This window comes from Bradyrhizobium sp. SRS-191 (genome assembly GCF_024586915.1).
In the GTDB taxonomy this organism is placed as follows: domain Bacteria; phylum Pseudomonadota; class Alphaproteobacteria; order Rhizobiales; family Xanthobacteraceae; genus Bradyrhizobium.
The window spans coordinates 163,191-179,642 of the sequence record NZ_JANBVS010000016.1; the positions used below are offsets into that span (position 1 = coordinate 163,191).

At 65.5% G+C, this 16,452-nt stretch carries 11 protein-coding genes; 5 read left to right on the forward strand and 6 right to left on the reverse strand.

Annotated features, from left to right (window positions below; all coding sequences use genetic code 11):
- Nucleotides 1-89: 89 nt before the first annotated feature.
- Together NLR35_RS25660 and NLR35_RS25665 are read right to left on the reverse strand one after the other, a co-directional pair.
- The gene (locus NLR35_RS25660) at nucleotides 90-416 is read right to left on the reverse strand and encodes a cupredoxin family copper-binding protein (protein WP_257169311.1); all 327 of its coding nucleotides are present in this window, start codon (nucleotides 414-416) and stop codon (nucleotides 90-92) included.
- An 11-nt stretch (nucleotides 417-427) separates the two neighbouring features.
- Nucleotides 428-1,384: a metallophosphoesterase gene (locus NLR35_RS25665; protein ID WP_257169312.1), complete on the reverse strand. Its 957-nt coding sequence runs from the start codon at nucleotides 1,382-1,384 to the stop codon at nucleotides 428-430.
- A gap of 228 nt (nucleotides 1,385-1,612) precedes the next feature.
- Here NLR35_RS25665 and NLR35_RS25670 point away from each other — a divergent pair, with 228 nt between their 5' ends.
- Entirely contained in the window at nucleotides 1,613-2,773 is a 1,161-nt protein-coding gene (locus NLR35_RS25670) for an acyltransferase (protein WP_257169313.1), read from the forward strand.
- Between the two features lie 218 nt (nucleotides 2,774-2,991).
- Here NLR35_RS25670 and NLR35_RS25675 read toward each other — a convergent pair whose 3' ends face one another.
- Complete coding sequence (locus NLR35_RS25675) at nucleotides 2,992-4,611, reverse strand: GMC family oxidoreductase (protein ID WP_257169314.1); 1,620 nt, start codon at nucleotides 4,609-4,611, stop codon at nucleotides 2,992-2,994.
- Nucleotides 4,612-4,796: 185 nt separating this feature from the next.
- On the opposite strand from NLR35_RS25675, the gene NLR35_RS25680 reads away from it, so the two are divergent.
- Nucleotides 4,797-5,966, forward strand: a complete 1,170-nt coding sequence (locus NLR35_RS25680; RefSeq protein WP_257169315.1) for a M20 aminoacylase family protein — start codon at nucleotides 4,797-4,799, stop codon at nucleotides 5,964-5,966.
- Nucleotides 5,967-6,032: 66 nt separating this feature from the next.
- On the opposite strand, the gene NLR35_RS25685 is transcribed toward NLR35_RS25680, so the two are convergent.
- Both NLR35_RS25685 and NLR35_RS25690 read right to left on the reverse strand, forming a co-directional pair.
- Nucleotides 6,033-7,517, reverse strand: coding sequence for a UdgX family uracil-DNA binding protein (locus NLR35_RS25685; protein WP_257169316.1), 1,485 nt, complete (start codon nucleotides 7,515-7,517; stop codon nucleotides 6,033-6,035).
- Between the two features lie 94 nt (nucleotides 7,518-7,611).
- Nucleotides 7,612-8,850, reverse strand: coding sequence for a putative DNA modification/repair radical SAM protein (locus NLR35_RS25690; protein ID WP_257169317.1), 1,239 nt, complete (start codon nucleotides 8,848-8,850; stop codon nucleotides 7,612-7,614).
- A 184-nt stretch (nucleotides 8,851-9,034) separates the two neighbouring features.
- Here NLR35_RS25690 and NLR35_RS25695 point away from each other — a divergent pair, with 184 nt between their 5' ends.
- The 3 genes from NLR35_RS25695 (at nucleotide 9,035) to NLR35_RS25705 (ending at nucleotide 15,312) form a co-directional block, all read left to right on the forward strand.
- The gene (locus tag NLR35_RS25695) at nucleotides 9,035-9,829 is read left to right on the forward strand and encodes an ImuA family protein (protein ID WP_257169318.1); all 795 of its coding nucleotides are present in this window, start codon (nucleotides 9,035-9,037) and stop codon (nucleotides 9,827-9,829) included.
- A complete protein-coding gene (locus NLR35_RS25700; protein WP_257169319.1) occupies nucleotides 9,723-11,315 on the forward strand; it encodes a DNA polymerase Y family protein in 1,593 nt (530 codons plus the stop codon). The genes NLR35_RS25695 and NLR35_RS25700 overlap by 107 nt, the downstream gene beginning before the upstream one ends.
- A 364-nt stretch (nucleotides 11,316-11,679) precedes the next feature.
- Nucleotides 11,680-15,312 carry an error-prone DNA polymerase gene (locus NLR35_RS25705; protein ID WP_257169320.1) on the forward strand — a complete coding sequence of 1,211 codons (3,633 nt, stop codon included), beginning with the start codon at nucleotides 11,680-11,682 and terminating at the stop codon, nucleotides 15,310-15,312.
- 359 nt (nucleotides 15,313-15,671) lie between these two features.
- Here NLR35_RS25705 and NLR35_RS25710 read toward each other — a convergent pair whose 3' ends face one another.
- Nucleotides 15,672-16,157: a hypothetical protein gene (locus tag NLR35_RS25710; RefSeq protein ID WP_257169321.1), complete on the reverse strand. Its 486-nt coding sequence runs from the start codon at nucleotides 16,155-16,157 to the stop codon at nucleotides 15,672-15,674.
- Nucleotides 16,158-16,452: the final 295 nt, after the last annotated feature.

Genomic DNA, 16,452 nt, shown 5'->3' on the forward strand with positions numbered 1-16,452 from the left:
CTTCCGGTTCGGTTCGCGGCATCACGGTCGGAACGGCGGCTCGCTGCCGGTCCGGCCATGACGCTGTTCTCATGCCCTGGTTCGCGAGGCTACTCAACCTTCACCATCCCTGTCATGTGCGGATGCAGCGAGCAGAAATATTTGTAGTCACCGCTCGACGCGAAAGTGAACGAGAAGCTGTCATCGGTATCGAGCGTCTTGGACCTGTATTTTCCGGCCGACACCACCGTATGCGGAATGTCGTCGTGATTGGTCCAAGTCACGGTGTCGCCGATCTTCACCGTGACTTGCGCCGGCGTGAAGGTGAAGTTGTCGATCGTGACCTTGATGGTCTCGGCGTGCAGCGGCGCACTCCCGAGCATGGCGACGGCGAGGGCGAGGCGGATGCTTCGCCCCGACGAGGCAGGCTTGATCATGGCGCAGTCCCTCAGCCGGCCAGCGGCGTGTCGATGATCGCGAGGCGCTCATCGCCGACCCTGAAGTCGATGCTGGCGATGCCCAGCAGGCTGCGCAGCCTGGCATCCTCGACCTTCATCGGGCCGGGCGAGGGCGCCGTGCCCGGCGCGGGCTGCGGGAACGCGGTCGAGCGCGCGGTGTGGAAGGTGACGTTGCCCTCGACCTTCTGCATCACCTGATGGATGTGGCCGTTCAGCACCGTCACCGAGCCGAAGCCCTTGAGCATGTCGAGCGCGCGGCCGCCATCCTCGGTGCCCCAGCCCCATTGCGGATACACCGTCCACAACGGAATATGCGCGAACATAACAACAGGCTGCGATTTCGAGCGGCCCTTCAGATCCTGCTCGAGCCAGGCGAGTTGCTCGGCGCCGAGATTGCCGAGGCCACCGGCCTTGAGGTCGACGACGTTGACGAGGCCGACGAAGTGAACGCCATTGGCGTCGAACGAGTACCAGCCGGCGCCGCGCGTGCCCTTGCCGTAGCGCTCCCGGTAGAGCTTGACGTCCTCGTCGAGGAAATCATGCTCGCCCGGCACATAGTGCACGTCGAGCCTGGTCTGCGAGATGATGCGGTCGGCGTCGTCGAACTCGGCCGCCTTGGACAGATGCGAGATGTCGCCGGTATGGATCATGAAGGCCGGCTTCACCGGCATCGCCTTGATCCGGTTGACGGCCTCCTCCAACGTCCCGAGTGCATTGGGATTGGCCGGCTTGTCGAAGCCGACATGGCTGTCGCTGATCTGCAGGAAGGTGAGCCCGGAGGCCTGCTGCTCGGCGGCCTTGTCGGCGGCCTTGGCCGCATCGATCAGGCCGAGCGAGCGCGGCACGCCGCCGGACAACGTCCACAGCACGCCGGTGCCGGCCCATGTCATGCATTCCAGGACCTTGCGGCGGGTGTGGCCGCCGTCATCATGATTGTCGAAGCTCATCGTTCTCTCCCGTTGCCCTCATGGGCTTGCGGGTGAGGAGAGCGGTTCGGCGGCGGCTTTATTCCCGGCATCCCGCATCTGGCCCGGCATTGACGCGTTCGTGATCGCGCGGGGGCAGGGGCAAGGCTCGGATTGTTCAAGCAGGATGTCATCCGTCCTCGAGTCTGCACGGTATAAGGAGCCTCGTCGCATAGCTGACCACTGGACCCGATGTTGATGCATGAGCGCGTGAAGCTAACCCCGTCGCCAACCGAGGCGGCCGACGACCGGATCGCGGGGCTCGACCGTGCCCGCACCTTCATCACGCTCTCGGTCGTGCTGTATCATTCCGCGATCAATTACACTTATTTCGGCCAGGGCGGCGACCGCATGCACTGGCTCGGCTTTGATCTCGTCGCGCTGTTCAACGACAGCTACTTCATGTCGTGCATGTTCTTCATCTCGGGTCTGTTCGTGCCGGCGAGCCTGGCGAGCAGGGGCGCCTCCGACTATCTCGGGCGCCGCGCGTTGCGGCTCGGCGTGCCCTACATCGTCTCAATCCTGGTGATCATGCCGGTCGCTTACTATCGCTACTACGTGGCGGAAGATCAGTTCACCACTGTGTGGTGGCGGATGATCAGCGAAGGTCCGTGGCCGTCGGGCTCGGCGTGGTTTCTCGGCGTGCTCTTGATCTTCGATATCGTCGCCGCGCTCGTCGGGGCGCTCGCACCACGCCTGATCGATGGGCTCGGACGCTGGGCTGGCAATTTGCTGCGTGCTCCGCTCACGGGTTTTCTCGTGTTTCTTGTCATCGCCAACGCCGCCTATCTGCCGCTGCATCTCGGCTTCGGCGACGGGCTGTGGTTCATGCCCGGGCACTTCCCGCTGCCGCTGCAAGCGAGCCGCGCGCTGCTGTATCCGACGTTCTTCGTGGTCGGCATGGCGATCGGCGCTGCGGGCTTGCGGACCGGACCGTTCGCGCAGGACGGCGCGCCGGTGCAGCGCTGGCCGGTGTGGTTTGGTCTTTCATATGGCTGCTACGGCATGATCCTGCTGCTCGCCTATGCCCATCACAATTGGATCGCCGATTTCGATTCCCCGCCGCTGTGGTGGCGCGCCGCCTATGGCAGCGCCGTGGCAAGCTTCTGCGCGTCGATGGCGTTCGGCGTGCCGACCTTCTTCCTGCGCTTTGCGCGTGCGCCGCTCGCGCTGATGGATCGCATGCAGCCGTCGGCCTACGGCATCTATCTCCTGCACTTCCTGCCGCTGCTGTGGCTGCAATATCTGGTGTTCGATCCGGCATGGTCGGCCGCTGTGAAGTTCGCGATCGTGCTGGTGGGGACACTCTCGGTGAGCTGGCTGGCGGCCGCGCTGCTGCGGCGGATTCCGCTGGTGGCGCGGATCATCTAGGGTTGGCGATGGTCCGTAGGGTGGGCAAAGGCGCGCCCGTGATACCGGCGAGGATCCGAGCCTTCGCCGTGCCCACCACATCCTGGCGATGCCGTGGATGGACGGTGGGCACGCGCCGCCTCCGGCGCCGCTTTGCCCACCCTACGGAGTTGTCGTGTCGTAACGTGCGATCAAGAGGATGAGGATAGGCGTCGATGCGACCGCGGACGACGCCAGCCTTACCGCCCATCCTCCAGGATCATCGACGCCGCCTTCTCCGCGATCATCGCTGTCGGCGTGTTGGTGTTGCCCGAGGTAATCGTCGGCATGATCGAGGCATCGGCGATGCGCAGGCCCTCGAGGCCGCGGAAGCGCAGCCGCTCGTCGACCACGGCCATGGGATCATCGGCCGTGCCCATCTTCGCCGTGCCGACAGGATGGAAGATCGTGGTGCCGATGTCGCCGGCGGCCTTGGCGAGCGACGCGTCGTCATCGCCGACGGACGGGCCGGGCAGATATTCCTCCGGCTTGTAGGCGGCGAGCGCGCTCTGCTTCATCAGCCGTCGCGTCACGCGGATGGCATCGGCGGCGACCTGGCGGTCGTCCTCCGTCGCCAGATAGTTCGGCGCGATCGACGGCGCCTCATCGATCTTCGCGGAGCGGATGCGCACCGTGCCGCGTGAGCTCGGGCGCAGGTTGCAGGCGCTCACCGTGATCGCGGGGAAGCGGTGCAGCGGATCGCCGAATTTGTCCAGCGACAGCGGCTGCACGTGAAACTGGATATTGGCGCGATCGCGCCTTGGATCGGAACGGGTGAAGATGCCGAGCTGCGACGGCGCCATGGTCAGCGGTCCCCTGCGGCGGAACGCGTAGTCGAGCCCCATCAAGCCACGGCGGACAAGCGAGTAGTAGGTTTCGTTCAGCGTCTTCACGCCTGACACCTTGTAGATCGCGCGCTGCTGCAGATGGTCCTGCAGATTGCGCCCGACGCCCGGCTTGTCGAGGATGACATCGATACCGAGTTCGCCGAGCCACCCGGCGGGCCCGATGCCGGAGCGTTGCAGCACCTGCACCGAGCCGATCGAGCCGGCGCTCAGGATCACCTCGCCCTTGGTGCGCGCCTCGATGGTCTCGCCGTTCTGCTGGAAGCGGACGCCGACCGCACGGCCGTTCTCGACCATCAGCCGCTCGACCAGGACGTTGGTCTCGAGCCGGAGGTTTTGCCGGTTCAACGCCGGCTTGAGAAAGCCCCGCGCCGACGACCAGCGCCGGCCGCGCTTCTGGTTGACGTGGAAATAGCTGATGCCTTCATTGTCGCCGGTATTGAAATCGGGGATGCGGCGGATGCCCATCTGCTCGGCGGCATCACCGACGGCGTCCAGCACCGCCCAGGACAGCCGCGGCGCCTCGATCCGCCAGCCGCCGCCCACGCCGTGATGCTCGCTCTCGCCGAGGAAGTGATCCTCCAGCCGCCGGAACACCGGCAGCACGTCGGAATACGACCAGCCGGCCAGCCCAAGCTGCCGCCAATGGTCGTAGTCGGCGGCCTGGCCGCGCATCGAGATCATGGCGTTGATGGCCGAAGAGCCGCCGATCACCTTGCCGCGGGGGTAGGCGAGGGAGCGGCCGTTGAGGCCGGGCTCGGCCTCGGTGCGAAACATCCAATCGGAGCGGGGATTGCCGATCGCGAAGAGGTAGCCGACCGGAATATGGAACCAGATCCAATTGTCGCGGCCGCCGGCCTCCAGAATCAGGACGCGGTTCTTGGGATCAGCCGACAGCCGGTTGGCCAGGATGCAGCCGGCGGTGCCGGCGCCCACCACGATGTAGTCGTATTGCCCCTCGAGTTGGCGTCCCATCGGCATTCCCTTCCCATCTTTGGGAGGCTTTTAGTCAGCCGGGCTGGTCGCGGACAAGCGCCTCGTTCATGGCTGGTTGACCGAGCCATGAACGGGGCGCAGCCCAGGTCATGCTCAGATCTTGGGCGGTGCGACTTTTGCATGCTAGAACGGCTCAAATCCCTTCTGGAGTTACGAGATTTCCCATGCCCATCGTCAACCGCGTCGCCGATCTGCAGCCCGATATCCAGGCCTGGAGGCGTGACATCCATTCGCATCCGGAGCTGCTCTACGAGGTGCACCGGACCGCGGCCTTCGTCGCCGACCGGCTGCGCGAGTTCGGCTGTGATGAGGTGGTGACCGGGCTCGGCAAGACCGGCGTGGTCGGCGTCATCAAGGGCCGCAAGCCGGGCAATGGCGACGTCAAGGTCCTCGGCCTGCGCGCCGACATGGACGCGCTGCCGATCGAGGAGGCGACCGGACTGCCTTATGCCTCGAAAACCCCGGGCATGATGCACGCCTGTGGCCATGACGGCCACACCGCGATGCTCTTGGGCGCGGCGCGCTATCTCGCCGAGACCCGCAACTTCGCCGGCGAGGTCGCCGTGATCTTCCAGCCGGCCGAGGAGGGCGGCGGTGGTGCGGACGCGATGATCAAGGACGGGCTGATCGATCGCTTCAAGATCGACCAGGTCTACGGCATGCACAATGGGCCCGGCCTGCCGGTCGGCGCGTTCGCGATCCGTCAGGGGCCGCTGATGGCCTCGACGGACGCGGTCGACATCACCATCGAAGGTCATGGCGGCCACGCGGCCAAGCCGCATAATTGCATCGACTCGCTGATGGTCGGCGCCCAGCTCGTTACGGCGCTGCAGCAGGTCGTCGCGCGCAACGTCGATCCGCTGGAGGCGGCGGTGCTGTCGATCTGCGAGTTCCACGCCGGCAATGCCCGCAACGTCATCCCGCAGAGCGCGGTGCTGCGCGGCACCGTCCGCACGCTGACGCCGAAGGTCCGCGAGCTGATGGAGAAGCGGGTGCGCGAGGTCGTGGCCGGCGTCGCCCAGATGACCGGCGCCAAGATCGACCTGGCCTATACCCGCGGCTATCCCGTGGTGGTCAACCACGCCGAGCAGACCGACATTGCCATCCGCGCCGCCAAGGAGGTCGCGGGCGACGCCAACGTCCACGAGATGCCGCCGATGATGGGCGGCGAGGATTTCGCCTACATGCTCGAAGCCCGCCCCGGCGCCTTCATCTTCGTCGGCAACGGCGACAGCGCCGGCCTGCATCACCCCGCCTACAACTTCAACGACGAGGCGATCGTCTACGGCACCTCGTTCTTCATCAAGGTGGTGGAGAACACGCTGGCGGCGTGAGGCATCGGCAGCCTTCCGTCGAATGGCCGGGACTCGAGCCCGGCCATTTGCATTTTGGACGCCGCGTCAGGCCGCGTGCGCGCGCTTGAGCGCGGCCGCGGCGATCTTCAGGTCCTTGACGAAGAGCTCGTACTCCCGCGCCTTGGCCTCCGCATCGGGCAGCCGCAGCAGGTAGGACGGGTGCACCGTGATCATCGCCTGGGCGCCTTCGGGGAGGTCGACGATGTGGCCGCGGTTCTTGGTGACCTGCGTGATCTTGCCGAACACCGCCTGCGCGGCGGTCGCACCCATCGCCACGACCAGAGCAGGCCTGATAGCGGCGAGCTCGCGCTCGTACCATTGGCGGCAGGCCTTGATCTCCGGCGTCGCCGGCTTCTGGTGCAGCCGGATCTTGCCGCGCGGCACGAACTTGAAGTGCTTGACCGCATTGGTGACGTAGACCTTGGATCGGTCGATGCCGGCCTCCTCCAGCGCGCGGTCGAGCATCTGGCCGGCGGGGCCGACGAACGGATGGCCGGCGAGGTCCTCCTTGTCGCCGGGCTGCTCGCCGACCAGCATCAGCGGCGCATGCGCCGGGCCTTCGCCGAACACGGTTTGCGTGGCGTCCTTCCACAACGGGCAGGCGCGGCAGGAAGCGGCTTCTTCACGCAACGTCTGAAGATCGGCCGGCTCGACATCACGTGAGCTCTCAACAGCAGCATGCGCGTGCGCTTTCGGCTGGCGGGTCATCGCGGTCTCCTCGACGCGTTTCTGGGGCTTGTGCGGCTCCGTGCCTTCATCGGCGATCATCTCGGTGGTGCGTCTGGACGCGGCTGCGATCAGCGGCTGGATCAGCTTCGCCTCGGGCAGGTTCTGCCAGTATTTCTTCGGCATCTCCTTTTCCATCGCCTTCACTTTCAGCCGTGCCGGATTGAAAATGCTGGCGTAATAGCGAAGCCACACCTCTTCGAGTCGGTCTTCGGTCGGCGCTTCAGCCTTGCTCACACCCGGTGTGAACGACACGCGGCTGCCGTCCCAATGCGCCGAGAGTTCGGGTGTCAGGATCGACCAGGGCATGTCGGCGAAGCGGCGGGCGAAGAACGGTGCGGCGCGTTCGACGATGTGGTGCTCCGGCTCGAACCAGGCGACGTAGCGGCTCTCGCGCTCGCGGCCGACCTCGCGGAAGCGGACGAAGGCGTGCATCTTGTGGACGTCGCGGCGGACGGCGCGGGCGAGCGCATTGGCCTGGGCGACGTCGGGATCGGTCGCGATGTCCATCAGGTCGTGGTTGGTCCGCAGACGCCACAGCAGCCGGTAGAGCAGGGTGAAGCGGTTGGGATCGCTGTGCAGGATAGCGCTCTCGGCCAGCTCCATGAAGCTCGCAGGCACCGAGAAGGCGCCCTTGGGCACCTCGGGCAGCTGCGTGTCGGCCTGATCGTCGAACAGATCGGGCGCCGCGCCCTTCACCCGCCAGCTCACATCCGCCGGCCTGACGTCATTCATCGCCAGCGCCCGCGCCGCCTTGCGCCAGCCGTCGAAATCGGTGTCGCTGTCGAGGGTTACGACGTGCATTTATCTCCTCACGTCATTGCGAGCGAAGCGAAGCAATCCAGACTTTTCGTGCGGCCCCTGGATCGCTTCGCTGCGCTCGCGATGACGGCTTCCGTTAAAATCCAAATCCCAGCTGCTGCGGCTTGGGCCGCAGCCGGGCTCTGAGGCTGGCACCATCGAGCAAAGACGGTGACGGCCGGTGGTCGGAGAGAACGATGAACGGCAGCGCCTTGTTCCGGATGACGTTGAGCTGGGCGAGATCTGCAAAGCGGATCGTGGTGGTGCGCCGGGTGGCGAGGATGCGCTGCACGGTGCGGGTGCCGAAGCCGGGCACGCGCAGCAGCTCCTCGCGGCTGGCGGTGTTGATGTCGAGCGGGAAGCGGTCGCGGTGGCGCAGCGCCCAGGCGAGCTTGGGGTCGATGTCGAGCGGCAGCATGCCTTCGCCTTCCTCGACGATTTCATTGGCATCGAAGCCGTAGAACCGCATCAGCCAGTCGGCCTGGTACAGCCGGTGCTCGCGGACGAGGGGGGGGGCCTGCAGCGGCAGCGCGCGGCTGGCATCGGGGATCGGGCTGAAGGCCGAGTAATAGACGCGCTTGAGCTTGTAGGCGCCGTAGAGATTGGCCGAGGTCGACAGGATGGTGCGGTCGTTGGCAGCGTCCGCGCCGACGATCATCTGCGTGCTCTGGCCGGCCGGCGCGAAGCGCGGTGGCCTTGCGCGGCGCACGGTCTTCTTCGCCTCCGCCGTCTCGTCGAGCTTGAGCCGCAGGCGGCCCATGGTGCGGCGGATCGCGCGCTGGTCCTTTTCCGGCGCGAGCTTCGTGAGGCTGTCCTCGAGCGGCGTCTCGATGTTGATGCTGAGCCTATCGGCATATTTGCCGGCCTCCGCGATCAGCGCTTCGTCGGCTTCCGGAATCGTCTTCAGATGGATGTAGCCGCGAAAGCGATGCTCCTCGCGCAGCTTGCGCGCGACGGACACGACCTGCTCCATCGTGTAGTCCGGACTGCGGATGATGCCCGACGAGAGAAACAGTCCCTCGATGTAGTTGCGGCGATAGAAGTCGATGGTGAGCTTCACCACTTCGTCGACCGTGAAGCGCGCGCGCGGTACGTTGGAGGAGGCGCGGTTGACGCAATACAGGCAGTCGAAGTTGCAGGCGTTGGTCAGCAAAATCTTGAGCAGCGAGATGCAGCGTCCGTCCGGCGCATAGGAATGGCAGATGCCCATCCCCGGCGCGGTCGAGCCGAGCCCCTTGCCGTCGCGGGAATCCCGCATCTCCGTACCGCTGGAGGCGCAGGACGCATCGTACTTGGCGGCATCGGCCAGGATCTCGAGTTTGCGCAGCAGCTCCATGCTTTTGAATCCCTTTGATTCCACTCGTTGAATCCACACCGGGGCAATCCCGATTGACTCTCTGGGAGGCGTTAGCTTTATATTAGAACGTATCATGAACAAAGGAGATCGTCGCGGGTTCATTGCCTGCGTTCATAAAGAGAACGGCAGCACCCGCACGATGGATTGAAAGGAGCGGCGACGGATGACCGGCGCACGCATGGATACGCTCGCGCGTCTGCGCGGCCGCATAGCCCGGCTCGAAGCGACCGATGGCGCGCATGATCTGCGCCGGGTCGCGCTCGGCCATGACGAGGCCGATGCTGTCTTGCAGGGCGGGCTCGCCACCGGCGCGCTGCACGAGGTGTTCGCCGAGAGCGGCCGCCAGGCGGTGGCCGCCACCGGCTTCCTGTGCGGCCTTGCCGCGCGTGTCGCTGCACGCCGGCCGCTGATCTGGATCCGGCAGGATTTCGCCGAGCGCGAGATGGGCGCGCTGTCGATGAGCGGGCTCGCCGAGCTCGGCCTCGATCCGCGTCGCATCGTGGTCGTGCGCACGCCCGATCTCGATCATGCCCTGCGCACGGCCGCCGACGCGCTCGCCTGCGATGCGCTGGGTGGTGTGATGCTGGAGGTGTGGGGCGAGACGCAAAAGCTCGATCTCGTCGCCAGCCGCAAGCTGACCTTGGTCGCGCAGGAATCCGGCGTGACGGCGCTGCTGTTGCGCATCGCCGCCGCCCCAGAGCCCTCGACCGCGGAGACGCGCTGGATGGTGCGCAGCGCGCCGTCGCCTGCGGTCGCGCCGTGGATGGCGTGGGGCGCGCCGCGCCTCGATGCCGAGCTCATTCGCAACCGTCACGGCCAGACCGGACGATGGATCATGGAGTGGACCCCCGATGCGTGCCGTTTCAGCGAACCGGCGGCGGATCCTCAGCCTGTGGCTGCCGCGCCTGCCCATCGATCGCATCAAGCGTCAGCAGGCCCTCACAGGCGTTCCGCCTGAGGCCAAGCCGCAGGTCGTCGTCATCAAGGACGCCAATGCGCTCCTGATCCATTCGCTCGACGAGGCAGCAGTGCGCCACGGCGTGTCGCTCGGCCAGCCCTTGGCGAATGCCCGCGCCGTCTGTCCCGACCTCGTCGCGCATGAGGCCGATCTCGCCGCCGATGCCAAGCTGCTGGAGGATATCGCCGACTGGTGCGACCGCTTCACGCCGCTGGTGGCGCTCGATCCGCCGCATGGCCTGTCGCTCGACATCACCGGCTGCGTGCATCTGTTCGGCGGCGAAGCGAAGTTGATGCAGTCGGTGTGCGACGCGCTGACCGCGCATGGCCTTACCGTGTCGGCGGCGATCGCCTCCAATGCGGTGTGCGCGCGCACGCTGAACCGGCAGCTGCATGGCCGCATCGTGCCCGATGGCGAGGAGGCGGCCGCGGTGGCGCCGCTGCCGGTGGCCGCGCTCGGCGGCAGCGAGGCGATCACGCTCGGACTGCGTCGCGCCGGGCTCAAGACCATCGGCGACGTCGCCTCGCGCGGCCGCAACGAGATCACCGCGCGGTTCGGCGCCGCCTTCACCCGCGTGCTCGCGCAGGCGCTGGGCGAAGCCGATGCGCCGATCAGCCCCCGAAAAGTGCCGCCGGACTACATTGTCGACAAGCGTTTCGCCGAGCCGGTCGCGACCGACACCGTGATCGCAGCGAGCCTCTCCAGTCTCGCCACGATGCTGGTGGCGGCGATGGCGCAGCAGGGCAAGGGCGCGCGGCGGCTGGAAGCCTGCTTCTTCCGCACCGACGGATTGGTGCGCGTCATCGCCGTCGACACCGGCCAGCCGGTGACGGAAGCCGCCGTCATCGACCGTCTGTTCCGCGAGCGCCTGGAGGCGCTGAACGATCCGCTCGATCCCGGCTTCGGCTTCGACATGATCCGGCTCGCCGCGGGCCGCAGCGAGATCGTGGTGCAGCAGCAGCGCGATCTCGACGCGCATGTCCACGACAATGACGAACTGTCGGCCCTGATCGACCGCATCGCCGCGCGCATCGGCGGCAAGCGCGTGGTCGTGCATCTGCCGGTCGACACCCACATCCCCGAGCGCGCGGCGCTGCCGCTGCCGGCGCAGCAGCATCTAACAGCCACCAGCACCGCCGCCTGGCCCGAACGCCACGACGGCGAGCCGCCGCTGCGTCCCTTGCGGCTGTTCGCGCGCCCCGAGGCGATTCAAGTCATCGCCGGCGTCCCCGACGGCCCGCCCGCCCGCTTCGTCTGGCGCCGCGCCGCCCATGCGGTCGTGCGCGCCGAAGGCCCCGAGCGCATCGCGATGGAATGGTGGCGTCCGGACGGCCAGGGCCTCACCCGCGACTATTTCCGCGTCGAAGACGAACACGGCCTGCGCTTCTGGCTTTATCGCGATGGTTTGTATGACCGCGAGCTCGAGCAGCCGCAGAACGGTTTGCCGGTGCAGCCCGCCTGGTACATGCACGGGCTGTTCGCATGAGGGCAGGGGACCAGGATATTTGCAGCACGGACGGTGCGCTCCCTCTCCCCGTTCTTCACGGGGAGAGGGTTGGGGTGAGGGGCAACCACACGGGAAGTGCAGGCGGAGAGACCTGTACAGTCTCACCATGCACTGAGCTCGTGGGGAGCTTTACTCTCCTCGCAAACGCCAAAGCCGTCGCATATGAGGCTAGTGGTCTGAGGCAACGAGCAACCCAGTCAATGAGTTGCTCCGTCATGCCCGGGCTTGTCCCGGGCATCCACGTGGCTCCCAGGATGATGAACGACATGGATGGCCGGGACAGGCCCGGCCATGACGACAGAGCGGCGCGTGCCGCTGTCAGTCCAGCACTGGCAGCCCCGCCATGAATCCCGCTGCCTACGCCGAGATCGGCGTCACCACCAATTTCTCCTTCCTGCACGGCGGCTCGCATCCACAAGCCTATGTGCATCAGGCGGCTGCGTACGGCCTCACCGCCATCGGCATCGCTGACCACAACACGCTGGCCGGCATCGTCCGCGCCTATAGCGAGCTGAACAACGACCGGCTGAGCTACAAGCCGAAGCTGCTCTACGGCGCGCGGCTGGTCTTCACCTGCGGCACGCCTGATATCCTGGTCTATCCGCGCGATCGCGCGGCGTACGGCCGGCTGTGCCAGCTGCTGACCCGCGGCAAGCGCGGCAGCGATCTCGACAAGGTCGCCAAGGGCGATTGCCGTCTGACTTTTGAAGAGCTGTTCGACGTCATCGACGGCCAGCTCCTCGTCCTGATGCCGCCGCATCGCTTCGACGAGGACACCCTCAGCGCCATCCTGGCGCGGCTCAAGGACAGCGCCGCCGAAGGCGTGTGGCTCGCCGGCAGCCTGCTGTACCGCGGCGACGACCGCCGCCGGCTGACGCGGCTGGCGCGTCTCGCGGCATCAGCCAAGGTGCCGCTGATCGCCACCAACGACGTGCTGTATCATCACCCGGGACAGCGGATGCTGCAGGACATGCTGACCTGCATCCGCGAGAAGGCCTCGATCGAGAGCATCGGCCGGAGGCTTCAGGCCAATGCCGAACGCCATCTCAAGCCCGGCCATGAAATGGCGCGGCTATTCCGTGATCATCCCGACGCGATCACCGAGACGCTGCGCTTCACCGATCGCATCAGCTTCTCGCTCGACCAGCTCAAATACCAATATCCCGACGAGCCGGTGCCGCCCGGCAAGACCGCGCAGGGCCATCTGGCGGATCTGACCTGGGCCGGCGCGAAAAGCTATTTCGGCGACAAGCTCGATGACAGGCTGCGCGCCGTGCTCAACAAGGAGCTGGCGCTGATCGCCGAGCTCAACTACGCGCATTACTTTCTCACCGTCCACGATATCGTGCGTTACGCACGGAGCCAGGGCATCCTGTGCCAGGGCCGCGGCTCGGCGGCGAACTCGGCCGTGTGCTACGTGCTCGGCATCACCTCGGTCGATCCGACCAAGATCGACCTGCTGTTCGAGCGCTTCATCTCCAAGGAGCGGCTGGAGCCGCCGGACATCGACGTCGATTTCGAGCATTCGCGACGCGAGGAGGTGATGCAATATGTCTATCGCCGCTACGGCCGCCACCGCGCCGCCATCATCGCCACTGTCATCCATTATCGCCCGCGCAGCGCCATCCGCGATGTCGGCAAGGCGCTCGGCCTGACCGAGGACGTCACCTCCGTGCTCGCCGACACCGTGTGGGGCAGCTGGGGCGACGGCCTGTCCGACATGCAGGTGCGCCAGGCCGGGCTCGATCCCGCCAATCCGATGATCAGGCGCGCCGTCGAGCTGGCCTCGGAGCTGATCACCTTTCCGCGCCATCTGTCGCAGCATGTCGGCGGCTACGTGCTGACGCAGGATAGGCTCGACAGCTACGTGCCGATCGGCAACGCCGCGATGGACGATCGCACCTTCATCGAGTGGGACAAGGACGATGTCGACGCGCTCAGCATGATGAAGGTCGACGTGCTCGCGCTGGGCATGCTGACCTGCATCCGCAAGAGTTTCGATCTGATCGCCGATCACAAGGGCAGGCGCTACGTGCTCTCGGATATCAAGTCGGAGGACGATAACGAAGTCTACCAGATGCTGCAGCGAGGCGAGTCGCTCGGCGTATTCCAGGTCGAGAGCCGGGCGCAGATGAACATGCTGCCGCGGCTCAAGCCGCGCACCTTTTATGATCTCGTTATCGAGGTCGCGATCGTCCGGCCCGGACCGATCCAGGGCGACATGGTGCATCCCTATCTGCGCCGTCGCAACAGACTGGAGAAGGTGACCTATCCCTCGCCGTCGCCGGCTCACGGCCCTTCGGACGAACTCTACAAGGTGCTGCACAAGACGCTCGGCGTGCCACTGTTCCAGGAGCAGGCGATGCGGATCGCGATCGAGGCTGCGAAGTTTTCGCCCGAGGAGGCCAACGGCCTGCGTCGCGCGATGGCGACGTTCCGCAATGTCGGCACCATCGGCTCCTATGAGGAGAAGATGGTCTCGAACATGATCGCGCGCGGCTATGACCCGGCGTTCGCCAAGAGCTGCTTCGACCAGATCAAGGGCTTCGGCTCCTATGGTTTCCCGGAGAGCCACGCGGCGAGCTTCGCGCAACTGGTCTATGTCTCGTCCTGGCTGAAATACTTCCACCCCGATGCGTTCTGCTGCGCGCTGTTGAACTCACAGCCGATGGGATTCTACGCGCCGGCGCAGATCGTCGGCGACGCCCGCAAGAACGGCGTCGAGATCCGCAACATCGACGTGTCCCACAGCTTCGCCGACAACACGCTGGAGAACACCAACGACAAATACTGCGCCGTTCGCCTCGGCTTCCGCCAGATCGATGGGTTCCGCTGGATCGACCGCGACGAGGAGCGGATCAGGAAATTGTCGGAGAAGATGCGGAGAGAGGCGCAGGTTGCTTCTTCACGTTCATTGCCAGCCATCTCCTCAGTGTCATTCCGGGGCGCGCGCAGCGCGAGCCCGGAATCCATAACCACGATCGGGAGTATGGATTCTCCGATGCGCAATTGCGCATCGCAGTTCGCCCTCCGGGCGCCCCGGAATGACGACGGGGAGGGAGGCGTGTCAAACTCACAAGGCCCTGATGCGTTTCGAGAGCACGAAGCAAACGCTTCTCCCCGGAACGACAACGACAAACACGTTCCACTCCCGACCATCGACCGCGAGGACGACTGGGCCGACCGCATCATCCGCGCGCGCGAACGCCGTCCCTTCACCTCGCTCGAGGACTTCGCCCGCGACACTGCGCTGCCCAAGCGCGCGCTGCTGCTGCTGGCCGATGCCGATGCGTTCCGCTCGCTCGGGCTCGACCGCCGCGCAGCACTATGGGCCGTGCGCCGGCTCCCCGACGACGTGCCGCTGCCGCTGTTCGAGGCCGCCATCGCCCGCGAGCAGCCGGAAGAGGGCGCGCAGCCGCTGCCCGAGATGCCGCTGCCGGAGCACGTCGTCGCGGACTATCAGACCATCCGCCTGTCGCTGAAGGGCCATCCGATGGAGTTCCTGCGCCGACGCTTCACGGCTGAGGGCGTTCTGGCCTGCCGCGACGTCAACGACGCCAACGACCGCCGCCGTATCCGCTGCGCCGGCGTCGTACTGGTGCGGCAGCGGCCGGGCAGCGCCAAGGGCGTGGTGTTCATGACCCTGGAGGACGAGACCGGCATCGCCAACATCGTGGTGTGGCCGAAGGTGATGGAGACCTTCCGCAAGGAGGTAATGGGCGCGCGCCTCGTGTTGGTCGAAGGCCGCATCCAGAGTAGCCCGGAAAAGGTGGTGCATCTCGTCGCTGAGCGCCTGGTCGATCGCACCGCCGATCTCACCTTGCTATCCGACGACCGCCTCGGCGCCATCCCGCAAGGCGCCACCCCCGCCGAGCCGCTCAACGACGACCGCCGCGACCATCCCGACAATCCGTCTCAACGCGTCAGCCACCCCAGGAACGTCCGCATCCTGCCGCGGTCGAGGGATTTTCATTGAGACATGGCGAACATGTTAGACGGTCAGCACTTGTACCTTGCGCGAAACGTATTTGAAGATGTGTTCATGAACACTGCAATCATCGGACTTATCGTTGCAGCGCTTGAAGATGGGACATCGCGAGCGGTGCGGATGAATGCGCCCTCTCCCCTTGCGGGAGAGGGCATGTAGGACAGAGCAGCAAGCTCGGTTGGGTGAGGGGTATCTCTCCACGAACGCTACTCGCGGAGAGATACCCCTCACCGGACCGCATATGTGGATGGGCCGCACATGCCCTCTCCCGCAAGGGGAGAGGGCGCTGTATCTAACAGCGCATGCAACCGACCTAACTCAAGTGAGCGCCGTTTTTCTTGTGCTGTTTATCTCAGCATTATTGAATCCGGTCCGCGGACTTCAGACCAATCACTAACGCCCAACGCGTCCGAAAGAACCTTGAGGACTGAAGACTTGTTCAGTATGGTGCTTTCAGGGACGACAGCATTGAGGCCTGTCACTCCACTCTTCCATTTAAGCCCTTTCCATACACCGGGCTCTTTGGATCCCTTTCGGGAATGGGTAATGACAAACACCTCCCATTCACCTCCTTCGAGGCGATAGCAGCCTTCGACGAAGCTCATGTCTTCGTCCATGACAAGATCGTACGAAATTTCAGCTTTCATTTGAATGGCACTGCGCGGCAGTACCGATTTGGCGCGCAGATGCGTCGACCAAGGCTCGTAGGATAGCCAAGTTACGTGGCTCGAACAAGAGCGCGCGTGCCGACCTGCCGCATTCAGCATCACGAGATGCGCATCATTTGGATTCAGGAATCCGGAAAAATGTCCCTTTGACCCAAAAAATTCCATTTCATTTTTTCAGAAATCATGCTCTATTGCCGCCATCCCGCTCCATCGAGAAGGGGCGTAGCGCGCGATCGTCACGACACGCGGGGCGGGGAGCGATGGCCGTGGTCATGTCGCAACGTAGCTTGGCTGCGTGGACGAACGGCGTGACGCGGACGTGAAGGCGTGTGGTCCTGGCGCCCCGAAGCTGGCGTCAAGTCACGGGGGTGATGATCCCCGCTGATGACGGTGGCTATCAAGCCGGACACCGGGGAGAGCGCGCTATAAGCGTGAAAACCGTCGCGCAGGGAAGGCCGGG